We start from the raw sequence: 22,067 nt of genomic DNA on the forward strand, positions 1-22,067 counted from the left end.
ATTTACTTTTAGGTTACCGAGCGAAAATATAAATGATAATTATTCGTAATATCTTTATCGTTTTTTGGAGGATGATATGGAAACGTCACTGGCTGTGGATACGAACGAGCAGCAAGAAACACTCTGCGCGGATAACTTCTTCTTTATGTCGCCTTACCGGAGCTTCACTGCCACCGGTTGTTTTAGTCGTTTTTCCTGCCCGGCGGCGGGTGGCGATGCCCTGAACAGTCCTTTCCAGCAACAACTTGCCGCCGCATTTGCCGAGGCGAAAGCAGCGGGAATCGAAAAGCCGGTGATGGTTGGCGCGATCCCTTTCGATACCAACCAACCCTCTTCGCTCTTTATCCCGAAACAGTGGCAATCCTTCTCGCGCACCGGGAAGCAGCACTCTGCGCGTTATATCGCATCGGCCTCGCCGGTTGGCGTCACTGAACGCCACGAAATTCCGCAGCAGCCGGTGTTTATGGAGATGGTCGCACGCGCCGCGGCGCTGACCGACACACCGCAGGTCGATAAGGTCGTGCTCTCGCGTCTGATTGAAATCGCCACCGATCGCCCGCTGGACAGCGGTGTACTGCTGGAGCGCCTAGTCGCGCAAAACCCGGCGAGCTTTAACTTCCATGTGCCGCTGGAGAACGGTGGCGTGCTGCTGGGCGCGAGCCCTGAATTGCTGCTGCGTAAAGAGGGGAGCCATTTCAGCTCTCTGCCGCTGGCCGGTTCCGCGCGTCGTCAACCGGATGATGTGCTGGACAGGGAAGCGGGCAACAAGCTGCTGGCATCGGAAAAAGATCGCCACGAACACGAACTGGTGACCCAGGCGATGAAAGCCACGCTGGCCCCGCGCAGCCGTTCGCTGTCGCTGCCGGAAACCCCGCAGTTGATCACCACACCAACCCTTTGGCATCTGGCGACGCCGATTGAAGGCGAGGCGAATCCGGTGGAAAACGCGCTGTCTCTGGCGTGCTTGCTGCATCCGACGCCTGCCCTGAGCGGTTTCCCGCATCTGGCGGCGAAGCAAATCATCGCCGAACTGGAGCCTTTCGAACGCGACCTGTTCGGCGGCATTGTGGGCTGGTGCGATGCCGAAGGAAACGGCGAGTGGGTGGTCACTATCCGCTGCGCTGAAGTGAATGCGAACACAGTGCGTCTGTTTGCCGGAGCCGGCATTGTGCCTGCTTCTTCTCCCGAAGCGGAGTGGCGTGAAACGGGCGTGAAGCTTTCCACCATGTTGAACGTTTTTGGTTTGCAGTAAGGAGCAACGATGTCTGTGGAATTTACCCGCTGGCCAGCGGACCTGGCGTCACGCTACCGTGAAAAAGGCTACTGGCAGGATCTGCCGCTAACCGATATTTTGACCCGCCATGCGAATAGCGATGCCGTTGCGGTCATTGATGGCGAACGTGAAATCACCTATCGCCAGCTTAATCAGGCGGTCGATAATCTGGCATCGGCGCTTCAGCGCCAGGGGCTGAAACAGGGTGAAACGGCACTGATACAGCTTGGCAATATCGTCGAGTTCTATATGACGCTGTTTGCGCTGCTGCGGATTGGCGTCGCGCCAGTGAATGCGCTGTTCAGCCATCAGCGCAGCGAGCTGAATGCTTATGCCGATCAAATCGAACCGTCGCTGCTGATTGCCGACCGCGCCCATGCTCTGTTTGCCGATGACAGTTTCCTGAACACCTTTATCGAAACCCATCCATCAGTACGTGTGGTGCTGCTGCGTGGCGGGGAAGGTGAGCACTCACTTGATGCGGCGCTGACGCAGGCGGCGGATAACTTCAGCGCCACGCCTACGCCTGCCGATGAAGTGGCGTTCTTCCAGCTTTCCGGCGGCAGCACCGGTACGCCGAAGCTGATTCCGCGTACGCATAACGATTACTACTACAGCATTCGCCGTAGTAATGAAATCTGCAATTTCACCCCGGAAACCCGCTTCCTGTGCGCGATTCCATCGGCGCACAACTATGTCATGAGCTCGCCGGGTGCGCTGGGTGTGTTCCTGGCCGAAGGCACTGTAGTGCTGGCCGCCGACCCGAGCGCCACCCTCTGTTTCCCGCTGATTGAAAAGCATCAGGTGAATGTGGCTGCGCTGGTGCCGCCAGCCGTCAGCCTGTGGTTACAGGCCATCGCCGAGTGGGGCAGCAATACGTCGCTGCGTTCACTGAAGCTGCTGCAGGTGGGCGGAGCGCGGCTTTCCGCTACGCTTGCCGCACGTATTCCGGCAGAAATGGGTTGCCAGTTACAGCAGGTCTTCGGCATGGCGGAAGGGCTGGTGAACTACACCCGGCTGGATGATTCCCTGGAACGCATCATCAATACCCAGGGCCGCCCGATGTGTCCTGACGATGAAGTATGGGTTGCCGATGAAAACGGCGAACCGCTGCCGCGTGGCGAAGTCGGTCGACTGATGACGCGTGGGCCCTATACCTTCCGCGGTTACTACAAAAGCCCGCAGCACAACGCCAGCGCCTTTGATGCTAACGGTTTTTATGGTTCCGGCGATCTCATCTCTATTGATGAGGAGGGCTATATCACCGTTCAGGGGCGTGAAAAAGATCAGATCAACCGTGGCGGCGAGAAGATCGCCGCCGAAGAGATAGAAAACCTGCTGCTAAAGCATGAGTCGGTTGTCCACGCCGCGCTGGTCAGCATGGAAGACGATCTGATGGGCGAAAAAAGCTGCGCGTATCTGGTGGTGAAAGAACCGCTGCGCGCGGTTCAGGTTCGTCGTTTCCTGCGTGAGCAGGGCGTTGCAGATTTTAAATTGCCGGATCGCGTCGAGTGTGTGGATGAACTGCCGCTGACCCACGTCGGTAAAGTCGATAAAAAACAACTGCGTCAGTGGCTGGCTACCCGCGCGCTGGGCTGAAGGAGAGAACAGAATGGCTATTCCAAAATTAAAGGGTTACCCACTGCCGACGGCAATGGAACTTCCGGATAACAAAGTGAGCTGGGCGTTTGAGCCTGAGCGCGCGGCGCTGCTTATCCATGATATGCAGGAATATTTCCTCAACTTCTGGGGCGATAATAGCGAAATGATGGAAACCGTGGTGGCGAACATCGCCGCGCTGCGTGATTTCTGTAAAAAGAATAATATTCCCGTTTACTACACCGCTCAGCCGAAAGAGCAGAGCGATGAAGATCGCGCCCTGCTGAATGATATGTGGGGGCCTGGCCTGACCCGTTCGCCTGAGCAGCAAAAAATTGTTGCCGCGCTGGCGCCAGACGAAGCGGATACGGTGCTGGTGAAGTGGCGCTACAGCGCGTTCCACCGCTCGCCGCTGGAGCTGATGCTGAAAGAGACGGGCCGCAATCAACTGATCATTACCGGCGTGTATGCGCATATTGGCTGCATGACCACCGCGACCGACGCGTTCATGCGTGATATCAAGCCGTTCTTTGTCGCTGACGCGCTGGCGGACTTCAGCCGTGAAGAACATCTGATGTCGCTGAACTATGTCGCCGGGCGCAGTGGTCGCGTGGTAATGACGGATGAACTGCTCCCTTCCATTCCAGCCAGCAAATCCGCACTGCGAGCGCTGGTGCTGCCGCTGCTGGATGAATCCGACGAGCCGATGGATGATGAGAACCTGATCGACTACGGCCTGGATTCCGTGCGCATGATGGCGCTGGCGGCGCGCTGGCGTAAGGTGTACGGCGATATCGATTTTGTGATGCTGGCGAAAAACCCGACGATTGATGCCTGGTGGGCGCTGCTTTCCCGCGAGGTGAAGTGATGAGCGGCTTCGATTTCAACGGCAAAACGGTGTGGGTCACCGGCGCGGGCAGAGGCATTGGTTTTGCTACTGCGCAGGTGTTTGTCGAGGCTGGCGCAACGGTGGTGGGATTTGATCTCGCTTTTGCCGACGAGGAGTATCCTTTTACCACGCAGGCGCTGGATGTTTCTGATGCGCGTCAGGTGGCAGAGGTGTGTGAGCGCCTGCTCGCGACCACGCCGCGTCTTGAAGTGCTGGTAAATGCGGCCGGTATTCTGCGCATGGGGGCGACAGATGCATTGAGCATTGACGACTGGCAGCAGACTTTTGCGGTCAACGTCGGCGGCGCATTCAACCTCTTTCAGCAGACCATGGCGACGTTCCGCCAGCAGCAGGGTGGGGCGATTGTTACCGTGGCATCCGACGCCGCGCATACGCCGCGTATCGGCATGAGCGCCTACGGCGCGTCGAAAGCGGCGCTGAAAAGCCTGGCGCTCACGGTGGGCCTCGAACTGGCGGGTTCCGGCGTGCGCTGTAATCTGGTCTCGCCGGGATCGACGGATACCGATATGCAGCGCGGAATGTGGCAAAGCGACGATGCTGAACAGCAGCGTATTCGCGGCTTCGGCGAACAATTTAAACTCGGCATTCCGCTGGGGAAAATCGCACAACCGCAGGAAATTGCTAACACGGTGCTGTTCCTCGCCTCTGATTACGCCAGCCATATCACGTTGCAGGACATCGTGGTTGACGGCGGCTCGACGCTGGGGGCCTGAGATGATCTGGAAACGTCATTTATCGCTCGAAGAACTGAATGCTACCAGCCTGAATACGATGGTGGCGCATCTGGGGATTGTTTACACCCATCTTGGGGATGACATTCTCGAAGCGGAAATGCCGGTGGATGCGCGCACTCATCAGCCGTTTGGCCTGCTGCACGGTGGCGCCTCGGCGGCGCTGGCTGAAACGCTGGGGTCGATGGCAGGTTTTATGATGACCCGCGACGGTCAGTGTGTGGTAGGAACAGAACTTAACGCCTCACATCACCGCCCGGTCTCACAGGGCAAAGTGCGCGGTGTCTGCCGCCCGCTGCATTTAGGTCGGCAGAGCCAAAGCTGGGAAATCGTCGTGTTCGATGAACAAGGACGACGCTGCTGTACCTGCCGTTTGGGGACGGCGGTGATCGGCTAGATTACACTGAATTGCCCGATGGCGCTGCGCTTATCGGGCCTACGGTTTGTGGAAATTCGTAGGCCGGGAAAGCGAAAGCGCCACACGGCAAAGCCGCGACAGACTTCACTCATCCTGCTTGTTTTTACACTTCTTTTCGCCACTAAAGTGATCCCGTTAACAATGTGATGTAAATACGTAGTGTTCTTGTTGTACTTATTGGTTTCTGAGTTGTTAAATCAAACCTGTTTATACAGAAATAAAATGTAACATTCTCAGCGACTCACACGGACAACATCTATGAACAATTCAGGGAAATACCTCACATGGGCATTGCTCTCCATTGTCGGAGCGTTTGCCCTGGGCTACATAGCCCTCAATCGTGGTGAACAGATTAACGCCCTTTGGATAGTGGTGGCGTCAGTTTGTATCTATCTGATTGCTTATCGTTTTTATGGCCGCTATATCGCCAAAAATGTGCTGGCGGTTGACCCAACGCGTATGACGCCTGCCGTGCGTCATAACGATGGGCTGGATTATGTACCGACCGACAAGAAAGTGCTGTTCGGTCACCATTTTGCGGCAATTGCCGGGGCGGGGCCGCTGGTGGGCCCGGTGCTGGCGGCGCAGATGGGGTATCTGCCCGGGATGATCTGGATCCTCGCGGGCGTGGTGCTTGCCGGTGCGGTGCAGGACTTTATGGTGCTTTTTGTCTCCACGCGCCGCGATGGTCGTTCACTGGGTGAACTGGTGAAGGAGGAGATGGGGCCAACCGCCGGGGTTATCGCGTTGATTGCCACCTTTATGATCATGGTGATCATTCTGGCGGTACTGGCGATGATCGTGGTGAAAGCCCTGACACACAGCCCATGGGGAACCTACACCGTAGCGTTTACCATTCCACTGGCGCTGTTTATGGGGATCTACATTCGCTATCTGCGCCCGGGGCGCATTGGCGAAGTCTCCGTCATCGGCCTGTTCTTCCTGATTTTTGCCATTATTTCTGGCGGTTGGGTGGCAGAAAGTGAAACCTGGGCGCCGTGGTTTGACTTCACAGGCGTCCAGTTGACCAGGATGCTGGTGGGCTATGGTTTCGTGGCGGCGGTATTGCCGGTGTGGTTGCTGCTGGCGCCGCGTGATTACCTTTCTACCTTCCTGAAAATCGGTACCATTGTTGGGCTGGCTGTTGGCATTCTGATTATGCGCCCGACGCTGACCATGCCTGCACTGACCAAGTTTGTCGATGGCACCGGCCCGGTGTGGACCGGCAACCTGTTCCCGTTCCTGTTTATCACCATCGCCTGTGGCGCGGTGTCGGGCTTCCATGCGCTGATTGCTTCAGGCACCACGCCGAAGATGCTGGCGAATGAAGGCCAGGCGTGCCTGATTGGCTATGGTGGGATGTTGATGGAATCCTTCGTCGCGATTATGGCGCTGGTTTCTGCCTGTATCATCGACCCGGGTGTCTATTTTGCGATGAATAGCCCAATGGCGATGCTGGCGCCGGCAGGCACTGTCGATGTGGTGGCTTCTGCCGCACAGGTAGTGAGTAGCTGGGGCTTTACGGTGACGCCGGAAACCCTGAACCATATTGCCAATGAAGTGGGTGAGCAGTCGATTATCTCGCGTGCGGGCGGTGCGCCGACGCTGGCAGTCGGCATGGCGTACATTCTGCACGGCGCGCTTGGCGGCCTGATGGATGTGTCATTCTGGTATCACTTCGCTATTTTGTTTGAAGCGCTGTTTATCCTGACGGCGGTAGACGCCGGTACCCGTGCGGCGCGCTTTATGTTGCAGGATCTGCTGGGCGTCATTAACCCGAATCTGAAGAAGACAGATTCTCTGCCAGCGAACCTGCTGGCGACGGCGCTGTGCGTCCTGGCCTGGGGCTACTTCCTGCACCAGGGCGTGGTTGACCCGTTAGGCGGTATCAATACCCTGTGGCCGCTGTTTGGTATCGCCAATCAGATGCTGGCAGGTATGGCGTTAATGCTGTGCGCGGTGGTACTGTTTAAGATGAAACGCCAACGCTATGCGTGGGTGGCACTGGTGCCAACGGCCTGGCTGCTGGTATGTACGCTGACGGCTGGCTGGCAGAAAGCGTTCAGTCCGGACGTGCGTGTGGGCTTCCTGGCTATCGCCAATAAATTCCAGGCGATGATCGACAGCGGGGCGATTCCGCCGCAGTACACGGAATCCCAGTTGGCTCAACTGGTGTTTAACAACCGTCTGGATGCTGGCCTGACCATCTTCTTTATGGTAGTGGTTGTGGTGCTGGCGCTGTTCTCGATTAAGACCGCACTGGCGGCTCTGAAAGAGGACAAACCGACGGCGAAAGAAACGCCTTATGAGCCAATGCCGGAAAACCTGGAAGAGATTGTGACCCAGGCGAAAGGGGCGCATTGATAGATGCCCTCACCCTAACCCTCTCCCTCAGGGAGAGGGGACCGACCGAGCTCATTGTGACATTTGCGTCGGTTTTCGCCCTCTCCCTGTGGGAGAGGGCGGGGTGAGGGGAACAAAACGCACCAACTCAACGAGAATTCACCATGTTCGACACATTATCAAAAGCAGGAAAATATTTAGGCCAGGCCGCAAAAATGATGATTGGCGTGCCGGATTACGACAACTATGTCGAGCATATGCGTGTTACACACCCTGACCAGACGCCAATGACCTATGAAGAGTTTTTCCGCGATCGTCAGGATGCTCGCTACGGCGGAAAAGGTGGCGCGCGCTGCTGTTAACCCTCTTTTGGCAGATACAGGCTGATTTGTTCCTGTTTACAGCCGTAAATTGCCGCCAGTTTCTCACGCGTGCGTTTTTGCGGGCGGGATTCAGGAGATTCGAGTTGTGATACGGCAGACTGGCTGATACCCAGTTTCTCCGCCACGTCCTTTTGTGATAAGCCGCAATGTATGCGCCAGGCCGCCTGTAAGCTTACGCCTTCTTTATCCATGATGTCGCACACGATGCCGGGCAGGCTGGTGTTGTCATCGTCATCATGTTCGCAGGGGATATCTTCCCATTCATCGTCATCGTCGCTTGCGGACTCAGCCAGTTGCAAACGCAGGCGATAATATTCGTCGTAAGGGATCACAACGTACTGCGGTTTCCCGTTTTCATCCTTAATTAGCTGAATAGCCATAGGGTGCCTTCTCCTCGTGCAGATATGTCGTCGTAGTTCTGCGCTTCACGGCCACAATGTGGCAGGTGTTTTCGTCGTCTATCACCGTAAAAACAATGCGATAGTCGCCCACGCGCAGGCGATAGTGGTCCTTTGGTGTAGAAAGCTTAACGAGATCGGGCATCGGTGCGTTTCGGTCATTTAACGCCATTATCTTCTCAGTGACCTTTAGCCGATATCTCACATCAATGCTGTCTAACTGCCGCCTTGCCACTCTTGACCAGGTAATAATCATCCTGTACCTCCACTGTACGCTTACGTTTTGAATAAGTAAAATATAAGTTTATTAGAAAATAAAAATTTTCTAATAAACGCTACGATAAGCAAGATTAGGGAGAGGGGGAAGGGGCAAAAGGCAAGGCTTCGCGCAGGCTCGCAAAAGCCTCTGTCAACTGACAGAAGCTTGCACATGCAGTGGATTAACCGGCGAAGTTTTCTACTTTTTCAAAGGCCGCAAATAGCGTGTCTGGCGTGAGTTCGACGGGCAGGAAATGAATGGATTCCACCGGGCGCAGCGTGTGGGCGATGACCTTATCCAGCTCTTCTCGGTTGTGAATATCCACCTCAAGCTGCGCAAGCGTAGTGGGTAAATGGAAGCGCTTGTAGGCATGAATCAGTTGCGCCAGTACATCGTCCTGGCCGAGCAGGGCGCTTTGAACCAGAATGCCGTAAGCGACTTTGGTACCGTGAAGAAACTTCTCTGTTTGCGGCAGGACGGTGAGACCGTTATGCACCGCATGCGCTGCGGCAACGCGGGTGAAGCGCTCGCCCAGGCCGCCAACCATACCGCCGCCCGCGATGATGGCATCCACTACGTCGCGAAATGCCTGTGTTACGTTTCCTTGCTGCTGATCAATGAGCGCCTGCTCGCTGCTTTCGAGCAACACATCCCGAATCGCCAGCGCGCCATTAATGCCCAGGCGTACTGTCAGCGGCAGCGTTTCCGGTTGCGGGGCGAGAACCACGGCTTCGTACCATTTTGCTAAGGTATCGCCAATGCCTGCCAGCAGATATTCCGCCGGCGCGTTGAGGATAATGCGCGGCTCGACCAGCACCAGGAAGTTGGCATCGTCGAAAATCTCAAAATGCAGCGCCTGACCGGCATCGTTATACCACACGGAAAGCGGCGTCCACGCGGCGCAAGTCGCGGCGATAGTTGGGATAGCGACAAACGGTAAATTCAGTCGGCGCGCAACGGCTTTCACCGTATCAAGCAACGCGCCGCCGCCTACGCCAATGACAACGCTACGGTTATCGCCAGCCTGCGCGACCAGTGCGTTCACATCCCGTTCGCTACAGTGGCCGGTGAACAAAATCTGCGTTGATCCCGGCGCGGTGGCGCATTCCGGCAGATAAGGGCGTGCACCTGCAATGGCTTTTTCGCCGTAAATCCACACCGCGCGGGAGAGTTGCTCAGGGCTGAAAAAATCGTTGAGACGTTGCAGGCTGTCGAGGTGCGAGAAGTAGTTAGCGGGGCCAGGGACCACGCGAATATCAGTTTGATTCATAGATGTTGTGCCTCAGGATATTATTGTTTTATAGACGTCTAAACGTCTTGATTGCCAAATACTAGCATCGTGTTATAGTGGCTTCAACACTGCATCACAGATGGAACAACAATAATGACGCACAACCCACTGATCCCACAGAGTAAATTACCTAATCTCGGCACCACGATTTTCACGCAAATGAGTGCACTGGCGCTTAAACATCAGGCGATTAATTTGTCGCAGGGTTTCCCTGATTTTGACGGTCCGCGTTATTTACAGGAGCGACTGGCGTATCACGTTGCCGCAGGCGCGAACCAGTATGCGCCGATGACCGGCTTACAGGCGCTGCGTGAGGCCATTGCCGAAAAGACCGGCTCGCTATATGGCTACACCCCCGACGCCAATAGCGATATCACCGTGACGGCGGGCGCGACAGAAGCACTTTATGCGGCAATTACTGCCCTGGTGCGCCCAGGCGATGAGGTCATCTGTTTTGACCCGAGCTATGACAGCTATGCGCCAGCGGTGGAGCTATCGGGTGGCGTCCTCAAGCGTATTGCGTTGCAGCCGCCACATTTTCGTGTCGATTGGGCCGCGTTTCACGCATTACTCAGCGATAAAACGCGTCTGGTTATTCTTAATACACCGCACAATCCTTCAGCCACCGTCTGGCATGCGGCTGACTTTTCCGCACTCTGGCAGGCGATTGCGGAGCGAGAAATCTACGTGCTGAGCGATGAAGTCTACGAACATATCTGCTTTGATCCGCAGGGCCACGCCAGCGTGCTGGCGCATCCGCAACTGCGTGAACGGGCTATCGCGGTCTCCTCGTTTGGTAAAACCTATCATATGACGGGCTGGAAGGTTGGCTACTGCATTGCACCCGCGGCGATAAGCGCCGAATTGCGCAAAGTGCATCAGTATTTGACCTTTGCGGTAAATACCCCGGCGCAGCTGGCACTTGCGGATATGCTGCGTGCCCAGCCGGAGCACTATCGCCAGTTGCCCACGTTTTACCGTGAGCGGCGAGATCTGTTTATTGAAGCATTGAGAGAAAGTCGACTGGAAATTCTGCCCTGTGAAGGAACCTACTTCCTGCTGGCCGATTACAGCGCTATCTCTGATAAAGACGACGTGAGCTTCTGCCAGTGGCTAACCACAGAGGTGGGTGTTGCTGCTATTCCATTATCGGTTTTTTGCGCCGATCCGTTCCCGCACAAACTTATTCGCCTGTGCTTTGCCAAGCAGGAATCGACGCTGCTGGCGGCAGCAGAACGCTTGCGCCAGCTCTGATTATTTAACGGTCCAGGCCTGTGAGAAATTACGATCGCCAAACATTTCGAGCAGGCCGTTAATTTGCTTCAGACGCAGCACTTCGTCGCTATCCATCCCCAGTTCTTTGCTGATTTTCTCTTCATTCCAGCCCAAACGCGCCAGTTCCAGCACGATATCTGACATGGCGTTAATCTGATGCCGCCCACGCGCGCGGTTATGACGCACGGTTGCTGCCATACGTGAAGGTAGCGTGGTGCTGCGACTGTCGATACTGGTGACCGGCAGGTAGCCCTTAAACTGCTTTTTTAAACCCGCTTTGCTGCTGGCAAGCGCAAATCGATGAAATCCATCAACTATTTCGTATTGATGGTCATTTTTTTTCATCACGACAAGCGGTTGCGTAAAACCGTCCGCCTCCAGCGATTTTTGCAGCAGCCGCTTTTCCGGCGGCGCCATGTTATTCGGGTTATAGGCGTTTGGCGTAATCTGTTCCTCTTTGACCCAAACGACACAATCAACAGGCTGATCGTTAAACGGGCTGACACCGTGCAGCGCCTGGCGAAAGTGATTGATCGCCTCTACGCGGGCGTCAAAATCAAGCGATTGCAGCCAGGTGGTCATATCATTAATTAATCGTTGTTGCACAGAATCCCCCATTGTTGACGTTTTTGGTGCATCCGTTCGCGGTAGCGCTGATAGTGCATAGACTTTGTCGGGCTAAAAGAGAGCGCCCGACACCAGTAGTCGTTGTTTAACATGACCTTGCAGATACGTCGCCAGGACGGGATATCTTTTGAGCCGACATCGCCCTCCTGGCTGTCCGGAATATCCTCCATGCCCTGTTTTTGATACCAGTGCAGGTAGACCGCGATTTTATTGCGATAATGTTCGGCGGTGGTTTGCGGCATGCTTTGCAGCAGAAACATCGCGTAGCTGCGCCAGGTGTGATGCGCGGGCTTTTCGAGTTTTCGGTGACCGTAAAACTGATTGTCGCGCCCGGCGTATACCCCGCCGCTGTGTACGCCGCTCACACGCTGACACATAGCGGCCCAGCGTTCCGGCTCCAGCACATGATAGAGCCACAGCCCCTGGCGCTGTTCCGGCCCGAAGGGTTCACAAATGCGCATATTACGCGGTGGTACGCCTGCCTGATACATCAGGTTATATAGTGGGTTGTAACAGTGCTTTGTACGAGCGAACCACGTCCAGATATCCGCTGTTTTCCAGTCATAAATGGGGTACACATTCCAGGCGTGGCCGCCGGGTGCTGCGGTTGTCCAGGGTTTGTCATCGGCAAAACGTTGCTTGCGTTGTGAAGAAATGGTCAGGAATCGGTTATAGGATTCATCGGCGCGGATCCCAATCAGCATGGCTGCCGGGCGCTGCTGTGAAAACCACTCCGCAAAGCTTTGGACAAAGCTTTCGAAAGTGCAGCCCTGATGATAAAACGGAAATATTGTCGGGTCGGTTATCGCGCCTTCTGGGGGCTGTCGTACCCAATGTGCGCCGGGTTCCCAGCATTGCCATTCGGGTTCAAACTGGGTAAGGGCATTTTGTGTAGTAAGGGGAATCGCCACCCAATAGAAATTCTCGATAACATCCTGATAGAGATCGCGCATGCGTTCGCAATGGGTGATGGTACTGGAAAACTGCGCCTCCCAGTCGATAAAGAGGACGCTGATTTTCTTGCCCATTTCTCGCGCCAGTAGCGCGGTAATATGGAGCATGACCGTGGAATCTTTACCGCCAGAGAATGAGACGCAAACACGGGGAAAATTCTGTAAGGCCCAGGCTGCGCGATGCTGGCTGGCTTCCAGCACAGTACAGGATAATGGAACCTTTGATAACGACATTGTCGGCAATCCTTGCGAAATAGATGATATGATTTTTTACTATCATATAACGACAAGGATGCCGAAGGTAATATTTTAATTAATGGTTACCGTAAGATACATTTGTTGCAGGGTATGTATTCTGGATAAGAATACATACCCATAATCAATTTGTTAAAGTGATTTATTGTTTATCGCAATTTTTTCTATCACTTTGGCAAATGATGGCGTATTCATCGACGAACGATTATAGATAGTATATATCATTATCGAAGGTAATGGTTCAGGCGTGATAATCTCTTTGAGCTTACCGTTTTCACCCAAATAATCGAAAAATTCACGCGGAATAATGCCAATCAAATCGGTTTTCTGAATAATGTTGACCATACCAATAAGTGAATTAGTGCGTAATCCTGTGCGTCTTCCCTGGTACTGTTCATCTACTTCTGACTGATAACCTTTAATGCCGGGTTCGTCCGTCGTGTAAGTTGCGAAACGTTCAAGAAGAATCTCTTCCCGCGTTGCCTGTTCCCCCAAACGAGGGTGATCCTCGCGGCAGACTAACACCGTAGGCACCTCTTTAAAAGGTTCGCAGACCACCGAACGGTTAATGATAGGCGAGGTGCTTAAAACCAAATCCGCCTTTCTGTAACTCATTAAATCTTCTATGTTATCGGATGTTGCGACGTAATCGTAATGGGCGACTTCAATGCTGGGGTCGTCCAGCAAATGTGTCACGATGTTGATAATAGGGCCAGAGATGAAAATTTGCGGGCCATAAATGACAAAGCGTTTCGTGAGCTCTGAATGGCTCATGATATTGATAGTTTTTTCCAGTTGGTTCAGGTTATCCGCGAGGTGATGATGCAGATTAACGCCAACCGTGGTAGGCGTGATCCCTTTGCCGGAACGCACGAACAATGGGTCGTTTAGCTGAATGCGCAAGCGCTGTAATGACTGGCTGACGGCGGACGGGGTAATAAACAACATCTCGGCAGCTTTACTGATGCTGAGATGTTGATAAATGCATTCAAAAATAACTAATAAGTTAAGATCGAATCGCTTTAGATCATAGAGGTTAGCCATTATGTTGTCCTTGTTTCGGCGCAGGTTGCAGTGAAGGCACCATTGCGCTCCTGTACCGCGAAGATTATTAACATTCCATGTTTTCGTAAAACTAAAAGCACCTTACATCCTGACTTAATATATATCAGAAAATAGTGTTTTACTACTGATCATAGAAAACAAGGTGATTGATATTTTATTTTTATACAATCACCCTGCGTTAATTACTCTTCGCCCATCATGACCTTCAGTTTTTGGGCATCAGGCAGGCCGACGACCTGCTGTAACTGGCCTTCTTTATTCATATAGTAAATGGCTGGTGTGACGTTTGCGCCCAGGTCATCCATCAGTTTCTGATTTTCATTTAATGTACGCATCGCATCCGCTGCTGGGGTAGCGGGAAGGGTGAGCTTCAGTTTTCCACCGGATTGCTCGTAGTCATGCCAGGTTTTGGCGGGATCTTTCGTCGCCAGGATTGCGGCGGCGGTGTCCGGGCTTTCGGGTTTGATGACGCCAACCAGCAGCGTACGAAGTTGAACTTTTCCTGAATCTACCCACGGGCGCGCCTGTTGCCAGAACTGTTTGCAATACGGGCAGAAGGGATCGGCGAAAACGTACAGTATGACCGGCGCGTCTTTTTTACCGTCCAGTAACCACGTACTTTTTTCCATACGCTTCCACATTTCCTGCCCGGCCGGGGTATAAATCTCTTTCTGGAACAACTGCTCGCTGAGATTTTGTCCTTTCTCATCATACATATAGCCGGAAATGGCGTGTTTGCCGTCTGGTGTCACGTAGATAGCCACGCCCATATCCTGATATTTACCGAGATACCCTTTCATACCTGCGGGCGCATCAAACGGCTTGATGATGGTAATACCCTGTTTTTCGATGGCTTTTACCGGGGCAGGGAGTTCTTCCGCATGGGCGAACAAAGGGAGGAGAGTAAGGAGTAAAGAACGTTTTAGCATAGAAAATCTCTGTAAAATCAGTCCGTAAGATGAAAGGAATGGTGTAGCCTATCACAACCATAGATAAGACCAACCGAGGGTGGATTGCCCTTTAAAGGGTGGGGTGATGTAATCCCTTAGCTGTTACAACCTTTGTTAAGGTAATGTAGAGCGCAACATATAGCCAGCCTGGCTGGCGCTGAATCCACCGACGGGTGTTCAGGTAACGGGGCCGCCTGAAGAGGGGGCCTTTTTACTTTACGCAGATTTAGACGGGCAAGGGGCATTTCGTGCCTTACCCATTTTTAGGTTCACAATGTTGTCTTGAGTCGGTTGTAAGGTAACGCTTATTGATTTGATAATGGAAACGCATTGGCCCTATCAACCAAATTTCGTTAACTTACAACTCAACGAAAACACGGAGGAAGTATAGATGTCCTTGATTAACACTAAAATTAAACCTTTCAAAAACCAGGCATTCAAAAACGGCGAATTCATCGAAGTCACCGAGAAAGATACCGAAGGTCGCTGGAGCGTATTCTTCTTCTATCCGGCTGACTTTACCTTCGTTTGCCCGACTGAACTGGGCGACGTAGCAGACCACTACGAAGAACTGCAGAAACTGGGCGTAGACGTGTACTCTGTTTCTACCGACACCCACTTCACCCACAAAGCATGGCACAGCAGCTCTGAAACTATCGCGAAAATCAAATACGCGATGATCGGTGACCCGACTGGCACCCTGACCCGTAACTTCGAAAACATGCGTGAAGATGAAGGTCTGGCTGACCGTGCGACCTTCGTAGTTGACCCGCAGGGTATCATCCAGGCTATCGAAGTTACCGCTGAAGGCATTGGCCGTGACGCATCTGACCTGCTGCGTAAAATCAAAGCAGCACAGTACGTTGCTTCTCACCCAGGCGAAGTTTGCCCGGCTAAATGGAAAGAAGGCGAAGCAACTCTGGCTCCGTCCTTAGATCTGGTCGGCAAAATCTAAGTCTTAATTGCCCGGCGGCGCGACGCTTGCACGGGCCTACAAATGTAGGCCGGGTAAACGCAGTGCCACCCGGCAACCAACGGGTGCATAGCACCCGTTTTTCTTCCCCCACGCACTATGATGCAAGTTGCATCCAGGCCGCCGAATGAGGCAGCTTGCATGATGATGTATTAAGCCCAGGAGATTAACAATGCTCGACACCAACATGAAAACCCAGCTCAAAGCCTATCTTGAAAAGCTGACCAAACCTGTTGAGCTGATTGCCACGCTGGATGACAGCGCCAAATCGGCAGAAATCAAGGAACTGCTGGCTGAGATTGCTGAACTGTCAGATAAAGTGACCTTCAAAGAAGATAACACGCTGGCCGTTCGTAAACCGTCGTTCCTGATTACCAACCCGGGTTCCCACCAGGGCCCGCGTTTTGCCGGCTCCCCGTTGGGGCATGAGTTCACCTCGCTGGTACTGGCGCTGCTGTGGACTGGCGGTCATCCGTCGAAAGAAGCGCAGTCTCTGCTGGAGCAGATCCGTAATATCGACGGCGATTTTGAATTCGAAACCTATTACTCGCTCTCCTGCCACAACTGCCCGGACGTGGTGCAGGCGCTGAACCTGATGAGCGTGCTGAACCCGCGCATCAAGCACACGGCGATTGATGGCGGCACCTATCAGAACGAAATTACCGAACGTAATGTGATGGGTGTTCCGGCAGTATTCGTGAATGGTCAGGAGTTTGGTCAGGGCCGTATGACACTGACGGAAATCGTGGCCAAAATCGATACTGGCGCGGAAAAACGCGCAGCGGAAGAGCTGAGCACCCGTGATGCTTATGAAGTGCTGATCGTGGGTTCCGGCCCATCCGGTGCCGCTGCCGCTGTCTACTCAGCGCGTAAAGGCATCCGTACCGGCCTGATGGGCGAGCGTTTCGGCGGTCAGGTACTCGATACCGTTGATATTGAAAACTATATCTCCGTACCGAAAACTGAAGGTCAGAAACTGGCTGGCGCACTGAAAGCCCACGTCAGTGAGTATGATGTTGACGTGATTGATAGCCAGAGTGCTTCGAAACTGATTCCGGCGGCGCAGGAAGGCGGCTTACACCAGATTGAAACTGCGTCTGGCGCCGTACTGAAAGCGCGCAGCATCATCATCGCGACCGGTGCAAAATGGCGCAACATGAATGTGCCGGGCGAAGATCAGTATCGCACCAAAGGCGTAACCTATTGCCCGCACTGCGACGGCCCGCTGTTTAAAGGCAAACGCGTCGCGGTTATCGGTGGCGGTAACTCCGGTGTGGAAGCGGCAATCGACCTGGCGGGCGTGGTTGAACACGTGACTCTGCTGGAATTTGCCCCGGAAATGAAAGCGGATCAGGTTCTGCAGGATAAAGTCCGCAGCCTGAAAAACGTCGATATCATTCTGAATGCGCAAACTACGGAAGTGAAAGGCGACGGCAGCAAAGTGACCGGCCTGCAATACCGTGACCGTGTAAGCGGTGATACGCATCAGGTTGCACTGGCGGGGATCTTCGTTCAGATCGGTCTGCTGCCGAATACCACCTGGCTGGAAGGCGCGATTGAGCGCAACCGGATGGGTGAAATCATCATCGATGCGAAATGTGAAACCAGCGTCAAAGGCGTCTTTGCCGCGGGTGACTGCACCACCGTTCCGTACAAACAGATTATCATCGCCGCAGGCGAAGGCGCGAAAGCGTCACTCAGCGCCTTTGATTATCTGATTCGTACGAAAACGGCATAAAAAAAGAAGTAAGACGACACCTGCAAAAAGAAAAAAGGCTACCGAAAGGTAGCCTCTTTTTTTATCTCACCACCATCACCGGGACATGGGCGTGGCGAATAACGCTGGAGGCATTCGAGCCCAGCAGGTGCGTGGAGATGGACGGGTTACGGGAACCGATAACCACCACGTCCGCTTTCAGTTCTTCAGCAAGCTCGTTCACCACGTCGCGAACGCTGCCGATGCGCACGTGCAGTTTCAGGCGCTCGGGGTCGATACTGAAGTGGCTTTTCATCGTTTCTAAGCGGTTGATCGCTTCCTGATGAAGATGTTCTTCAAAGCGACGCACATCCGCCGCGAAACGGCTCATGGTGTAGCTGGCTGAACCGGGTAACACGTGGAGCAGATGAATGATCCCATCCTGCTGCGCCAGAAATTCAGCGTGAGCGATAGCCTTATCACTCAATTCCATCTCGAATACGTCAACGGGCATAATGATTGTCTTGTACATATGCATTCCTCCTTGTCTCTGTATTTGATATCAAAGCATATTATGGCTTTTTAGTTTGTCATTGATATCTCAAATTTATCGTTCGCTGGGTGGAAGGGTGTAAAGTTTTTTCAATCTCACCAGATACCGCCGCCAGAAACAGAAAGAGGATGCCGGGGCATCCTCTTAATTCATCGCAATTAGCGTTGGTAATCACCGGCTGCTTCCGGCTGGTAGAGCAGTTCCAGCACCTCGAGATGCGTGGACGTGCCGCCGGGGAGTTCCCAGTGAATCGTGCTACCAACGCGCAGGCCAATCAGCGCCGCGCCCACCGGGGCCAGCACGGAAAGCTGCGTGTTGCTGTCTGTCATTTGCGTAGGAAATACCAGAGTTCGCACGCGCTCTTCGCCGCTGGTCAGATCGCGAAATCTCACCTGGCTGTTCATGCTCACGACATCAGGTGGAACCTGTTCCGGCGGGCACATTTGCGCGCGGTCCAGTTCGTCGTTCAGCGCGCCAGCCACCGGAGAGTTTGCGTAAGCAGGCAGTTCCAGCAGTCTGTCGATACGCTCCGCATCGAACTCATTAATGATGATGGCAGGTCTGGTCATAGTTACTCCATGTCGTTCCAGAAACGTCTATCCAAAAGAAAACCCTCACCGCCAGCGGCAAGGGTTCATCTCACACCATCATACGCATTCAATCATCAGGTTTGAAGTGATACAACGCACATTCAATCACTGAAAATTATCGATTTATCTCGATTATTGTCAGTATCCCACTTTATCCAGCACAAACTGTTTACCGCAGTTGCCCGGGTGCGGCTGAGGCAGGAACGAAGAAGCAGAAAGTGGTGCATTGATGTTCCCGGCTTTTAGCGAAATTTGCATTTCGGTAAGGTAGTTCGGGTTGCCATTACAGGTCAGTTTAAACGCTTTGACGTTCTCTTTGCCAAAGGCGCTGGCGACGGCGGCATCAAAGTCGCTGCGGCTCACTTTTTTTCCATAGTTGGCGGCTAAAAATTGTCCCAGCGCGCTGGCTTTGACTTCGCTGTTCAGGCGCACCATGGTGCCGAAATACGCGTCAGGATCGAAACCAAAACAGACGCCATGTTTGGCATATTCATAACGCTCAAGGCAGGATTTTCCACCGCTGCCGGGCATCACGCCGTTCAGCTTGTTTGCCATTTCCAGCGATAAACCGGTTTCGGGGGCTGAACATTTACGGCTGCCTTTGGCTTCAGGCATATTCGGAATAGGGCGCGTCGCGCAACCAAAGCGCATCCAGCGACCTTCATCAACGCCGCGAGAGGCGATAGATTTTGGCAGCCCCGGCCAGAGGCCGTGAACGGTGAGATGATCGGCTTTGTTGGCCGTCTCTTTCTGGATTTTGCACTCCTGCGGCGCTTTGCGATTTCTGTCGTTCATGCTCTGACAAAAACCAGTTTGCCACGAAAGCGCCAGCACATAGCGGTCAAAATCGCCATATTGCGTGGGAGTGAGGGGGGCAGCGCTGGCGCATTGCGCGACGAGCAGCAGGGTGCCGACGCATCCGGCCAGAAGATCCTTCCTGAACATAGTACGTATCCGGGGGAGTTAATAATTCAAGGCAATTATTAAAGCATAAAAAAGGCGTCCTTAGACGCCTTTTATCCGTTTCACGAATACTTACAGCGCGCTACCCGGCACCAGAATCTCAGTCGCGATGATTACTACGACCAGGCCAACCAGTACCGGAACGGAGGTGCGTTTCACCACTTCGAACGGCGAAATTTTTGCCATCCCGGCCACGGCTACCACGACGCCGGAAACCGGAGAGATAGTACGGCCAAGGTTGGATGCCTGCAGCATTGGAATGGAAAGATAAGCCGGGTTAATACCGGAGGTGTGCGCCAGCTTAGGAATCATTTCCACAAACGCATAAAACGGCGCATTACCGGAGCCGGTGGTCATCGCCGCCAGCATGGTCAGCACCACCAGCACCAGCATCAGAATAATGCTCGCGGAGCCGAACGAGGTGGCGATGGAAATCAGGCTATCGATAAAGCCTATCGTGCTCAGGCCCTGCGCAAAAACGCCCGCCGCAACTAACAGCATCACCACGCCGGCGAAGGCGTCCGCCATGCCGCGATAGGCCACTTCCAGGCCGGAGAAGACGTTCTGCGTGTTGAAACTGCGGCAGAATTCCAGCACCGCCGCCAGCAGCATGCAGATAACCAGAATGGTAATAATGTGTAGCTGCGGGCCCCATTTACCGTCAAAGATCAGCACGCCAATGATCGGCGCGAACGGCAGAATGGCGTAAAAGCTCGGTGCGGTGGTGGTGATTTCATTCACATCGAGCATTTCATGGGACACGTTCTCTTTTTTATCGAGATAGCGCTGCCAGAAGAAGTGGGCAATCGCCATTGCGATAATCGCGGCGATTGAGATAGGAAGCGTCGTTTTAAAGGCAAAATCAATCAACGGCATCTCTGCCGCTTTTGCCGCCAGCACAACGTCGCCGGAGGTAGGAGAAAGAATAATCGCCGCCGGAGAGGCGCAAATCGCGGCAGCCGCACCACGGCTAATACCGACGTTAACCATCACCGGGAACAGCGTCGCCATTAACAAAACGCCAAGGCCCGTTGCAGATGATACGGCCAGTGACATCAGGCAGGCGACGAAATAGGCGGCAATCATCAATAAATAGGGTGAGTTAATATAACGCAGTGGTTTTGAGGCCAGTTTTACGACCATGTCGTTGGCACCAATATGCGTCATGTAGGCGGCAAAACCACACAGCATCATGATCATCATGCCGAGGTCGCCGCCGCGGCTCATCAGCAGGATTTTGATGTATTCAACGATATCCGTTGCGGAATAACCCGTGCTTGCTTCGCTGGCGGGTAACACTTTATGGCCCATCAGCGCGCTTGCGATCAGCAATACAATCCCGCCGACGAATAAAACGCCCGTGGCGGAAAAGCCCTTAATGATATAGCGGGCGACGCCCACAATGACCACAACCCCAATCAGGAGCTCAAATGCCGTTAACATAGTTTTACCTGTCACCATTGTCGAAAATATGTACTGAGAAAAGCACATAAAAAAGAATAATAAAGGGAATGTGCCGAAATAAGCGGCAATACTTGCTGATGGAAATCAATAAAATGATTATTTGTAGTAATACAACAGACAATTGATCGAGTAAATCACAAAGCTGAAAACCTCTTAATTATAGCGGGGCAGGAGGTATCTGAAAGCAATAAGTGAATTAATTGTTATAATTATTTCCATTTTGTTGAATCGTAAAGCAATTAAAAAAGACTTTATTTCGCGAATATTGCCTGCGTATACTCCGGTTACTTTCATTAACCGAATCGTGATTATGTACGCATCCTGGAACTGGCGCTTACGCTTCATCAGAAAACATTTTCTGATGCTTCTGCTCGCGTTCGGTTTTTGGTTTATCCAGTGCCAGGTAGCGATTGCTTCTCATGACTGTCAGTTAAGCCCGGCGGGCGAGGCGGCGATGATCCAGCATATGGATCACCAGATGTCATCACATGCGACGCAAACTAATATGTCGCTGTGCGGGCAACACTGTGTGCCCGACTCCTCGCAGAAAACGCTCGATAATTCCTCTTTAGTCGCGATTCCGGTGGTTTCCAGCCTGGCGTTAGTTATGCCGACCTGCGAAGCCGTACAGGAAGACGCGTGGTCACTGGCACCTCCTGCCGTAGGGCCTCCGGCAACGATTCGTTTTTGCCGGTTCCGCGAATAGAAACCTGATAATCCGTTTAACTATCAATTAATTAACGATTATCAGGAGTTTACTATGTCTGCAATTTATACTCGTGCGCTGGCTGGCGTACTGTTTGCTGTATCCGCATTTTCCGTTTCTGCGCACGATATGAGCGCACACGCCACAATGACAATGCCCTCCGCCGCCACCTGGCAGGGCGAAGGCATTATCAAAAAAGTGACTGCCACTTCCATCACCATTGCCCATCATCCCATCCCCGCGCTGAACTGGCCTGCGATGACGATGCAATTTGCTCAACCGACTGCTCAACCTGTTACCGCGCAACGCGTGGGCGAAGAGGTGGATTTCACCTTTACCGAGGGTGAGGGCGGTTACCAGATTGTATCCCTGAACTCGCACCGTTAAGCCGG

At 53.3% G+C, this 22,067-nt stretch carries 23 protein-coding genes; 12 read left to right on the forward strand and 11 right to left on the reverse strand.

The features are described from left to right. The first annotated feature begins 76 nt into the window (after positions 1-76). The 7 genes from entC to F0Q32_RS19195 all read left to right on the forward strand — a co-directional run bounded on the left by entC (position 77) and on the right by F0Q32_RS19195 (position 7,636). The gene (gene entC, locus F0Q32_RS19165) at positions 77-1,252 is read left to right on the forward strand and encodes an isochorismate synthase EntC (protein ID WP_149464345.1); all 1,176 of its coding nucleotides are present in this window, start codon (positions 77-79) and stop codon (positions 1,250-1,252) included. 9 nt (positions 1,253-1,261) lie between these two features. Continuing rightward, positions 1,262-2,872 carry a (2,3-dihydroxybenzoyl)adenylate synthase EntE gene (gene entE, locus F0Q32_RS19170; protein WP_149464346.1) on the forward strand — a complete coding sequence of 537 codons (1,611 nt, stop codon included), beginning with the start codon at positions 1,262-1,264 and terminating at the stop codon, positions 2,870-2,872. A 13-nt stretch (positions 2,873-2,885) separates the two neighbouring features. Next, entirely contained in the window at positions 2,886-3,740 is an 855-nt protein-coding gene (locus F0Q32_RS19175; protein WP_149464347.1) for an isochorismatase, read from the forward strand. Further along, a complete protein-coding gene (gene entA / locus F0Q32_RS19180; protein WP_149464348.1) occupies positions 3,740-4,495 on the forward strand; it encodes a 2,3-dihydro-2,3-dihydroxybenzoate dehydrogenase EntA in 756 nt (251 codons plus the stop codon). The genes F0Q32_RS19175 and entA overlap by 1 nt, the downstream gene beginning before the upstream one ends. A 1-nt stretch (position 4,496) precedes the next feature. After that, complete coding sequence (entH, locus tag F0Q32_RS19185; RefSeq protein ID WP_015965415.1) at positions 4,497-4,910, forward strand: proofreading thioesterase EntH; 414 nt, start codon at positions 4,497-4,499, stop codon at positions 4,908-4,910. Between the two features lie 279 nt (positions 4,911-5,189). Continuing rightward, positions 5,190-7,295, forward strand: coding sequence for a pyruvate/proton symporter CstA (gene cstA / locus F0Q32_RS19190; RefSeq protein WP_149464349.1), 2,106 nt, complete (start codon positions 5,190-5,192; stop codon positions 7,293-7,295). 143 nt (positions 7,296-7,438) lie between these two features. Next, positions 7,439-7,636 carry a YbdD/YjiX family protein gene (locus F0Q32_RS19195; RefSeq protein WP_015965413.1) on the forward strand — a complete coding sequence of 66 codons (198 nt, stop codon included), beginning with the start codon at positions 7,439-7,441 and terminating at the stop codon, positions 7,634-7,636. On the opposite strand, the gene F0Q32_RS19200 is transcribed toward F0Q32_RS19195, so the two are convergent. The 3 genes from F0Q32_RS19200 to F0Q32_RS19210 form a co-directional block, all read right to left on the reverse strand. Further along, positions 7,633-8,037, reverse strand: a complete 405-nt coding sequence (locus tag F0Q32_RS19200; RefSeq protein WP_149464350.1) for a helix-turn-helix domain-containing protein — start codon at positions 8,035-8,037, stop codon at positions 7,633-7,635. The two genes, F0Q32_RS19195 and F0Q32_RS19200, sit on opposite strands and share 4 nt — an antisense overlap. Then, positions 8,018-8,311 carry a type II toxin-antitoxin system RelE/ParE family toxin gene (locus F0Q32_RS19205; RefSeq protein WP_149464351.1) on the reverse strand — a complete coding sequence of 98 codons (294 nt, stop codon included), beginning with the start codon at positions 8,309-8,311 and terminating at the stop codon, positions 8,018-8,020. The genes F0Q32_RS19200 and F0Q32_RS19205 overlap by 20 nt, the downstream gene beginning before the upstream one ends. Positions 8,312-8,495: 184 nt before the next feature. After that, complete coding sequence (locus F0Q32_RS19210; protein ID WP_149464352.1) at positions 8,496-9,584, reverse strand: oxidoreductase; 1,089 nt, start codon at positions 9,582-9,584, stop codon at positions 8,496-8,498. A 114-nt stretch (positions 9,585-9,698) separates the two neighbouring features. On the opposite strand from F0Q32_RS19210, the gene F0Q32_RS19215 reads away from it, so the two are divergent. After that, positions 9,699-10,859: a pyridoxal phosphate-dependent aminotransferase gene (locus F0Q32_RS19215; RefSeq protein WP_149464353.1), complete on the forward strand. Its 1,161-nt coding sequence runs from the start codon at positions 9,699-9,701 to the stop codon at positions 10,857-10,859. On the opposite strand, the gene F0Q32_RS19220 is transcribed toward F0Q32_RS19215, so the two are convergent. From F0Q32_RS19220 to dsbG, 4 genes are all read right to left on the reverse strand, one after another. Further along, a complete protein-coding gene (locus F0Q32_RS19220; protein WP_188016889.1) occupies positions 10,860-11,486 on the reverse strand; it encodes a ParB/RepB/Spo0J family partition protein in 627 nt (208 codons plus the stop codon). Beyond that, a complete protein-coding gene (locus F0Q32_RS19225) occupies positions 11,471-12,694 on the reverse strand; it encodes a phosphoadenosine phosphosulfate reductase (RefSeq protein ID WP_149464355.1) in 1,224 nt (407 codons plus the stop codon). The genes F0Q32_RS19220 and F0Q32_RS19225 overlap by 16 nt, the downstream gene beginning before the upstream one ends. 153 nt (positions 12,695-12,847) lie before the next feature. Then, complete coding sequence (locus F0Q32_RS19230) at positions 12,848-13,759, reverse strand: LysR family transcriptional regulator (protein WP_149464356.1); 912 nt, start codon at positions 13,757-13,759, stop codon at positions 12,848-12,850. 203 nt (positions 13,760-13,962) lie between these two features. Beyond that, positions 13,963-14,709, reverse strand: coding sequence for a thiol:disulfide interchange protein DsbG (gene dsbG / locus F0Q32_RS19235; protein ID WP_149464357.1), 747 nt, complete (start codon positions 14,707-14,709; stop codon positions 13,963-13,965). 412 nt (positions 14,710-15,121) lie between these two features. Here dsbG and ahpC point away from each other — a divergent pair, with 412 nt between their 5' ends. Together ahpC and ahpF are read left to right on the forward strand one after the other, a co-directional pair. Further along, the gene (gene ahpC / locus F0Q32_RS19240; RefSeq protein ID WP_149464358.1) at positions 15,122-15,685 is read left to right on the forward strand and encodes an alkyl hydroperoxide reductase subunit C; all 564 of its coding nucleotides are present in this window, start codon (positions 15,122-15,124) and stop codon (positions 15,683-15,685) included. 190 nt (positions 15,686-15,875) lie between these two features. After that, positions 15,876-17,441 carry an alkyl hydroperoxide reductase subunit F gene (gene ahpF / locus F0Q32_RS19245; RefSeq protein WP_149464359.1) on the forward strand — a complete coding sequence of 522 codons (1,566 nt, stop codon included), beginning with the start codon at positions 15,876-15,878 and terminating at the stop codon, positions 17,439-17,441. Between the two features lie 61 nt (positions 17,442-17,502). Here the strand turns inward: ahpF and uspG are convergent, their stop codons facing one another. The 4 genes from uspG to dcuC all read right to left on the reverse strand — a co-directional run bounded on the left by uspG (position 17,503) and on the right by dcuC (position 20,948). Next, positions 17,503-17,931, reverse strand: a complete 429-nt coding sequence (gene uspG, locus F0Q32_RS19250) for a universal stress protein UspG (protein WP_015965402.1) — start codon at positions 17,929-17,931, stop codon at positions 17,503-17,505. A gap of 179 nt (positions 17,932-18,110) precedes the next feature. After that, the gene (gene rnk / locus F0Q32_RS19255; RefSeq protein ID WP_149464360.1) at positions 18,111-18,521 is read right to left on the reverse strand and encodes a nucleoside diphosphate kinase regulator; all 411 of its coding nucleotides are present in this window, start codon (positions 18,519-18,521) and stop codon (positions 18,111-18,113) included. 159 nt (positions 18,522-18,680) lie between these two features. Then, positions 18,681-19,487, reverse strand: coding sequence for a ribonuclease I (gene rna / locus F0Q32_RS19260; protein ID WP_149464361.1), 807 nt, complete (start codon positions 19,485-19,487; stop codon positions 18,681-18,683). Positions 19,488-19,577: 90 nt separating this feature from the next. Beyond that, complete coding sequence (dcuC, locus tag F0Q32_RS19265) at positions 19,578-20,948, reverse strand: anaerobic C4-dicarboxylate transporter DcuC (RefSeq protein WP_015965399.1); 1,371 nt, start codon at positions 20,946-20,948, stop codon at positions 19,578-19,580. Between the two features lie 331 nt (positions 20,949-21,279). On the opposite strand from dcuC, the gene F0Q32_RS19270 reads away from it, so the two are divergent. Continuing rightward, positions 21,280-21,675 carry a DUF2946 domain-containing protein gene (locus F0Q32_RS19270; protein ID WP_149464362.1) on the forward strand — a complete coding sequence of 132 codons (396 nt, stop codon included), beginning with the start codon at positions 21,280-21,282 and terminating at the stop codon, positions 21,673-21,675. 54 nt (positions 21,676-21,729) lie between these two features. Next, positions 21,730-22,062: a copper-binding protein gene (locus tag F0Q32_RS19275; RefSeq protein ID WP_149464363.1), complete on the forward strand. Its 333-nt coding sequence runs from the start codon at positions 21,730-21,732 to the stop codon at positions 22,060-22,062. Positions 22,063-22,067: the final 5 nt, after the last annotated feature.

Source organism: Pseudocitrobacter sp. 73 (genome assembly GCF_008369545.1).
In the GTDB taxonomy this organism is placed as follows: domain Bacteria; phylum Pseudomonadota; class Gammaproteobacteria; order Enterobacterales; family Enterobacteriaceae; genus Pseudocitrobacter; species Pseudocitrobacter vendiensis.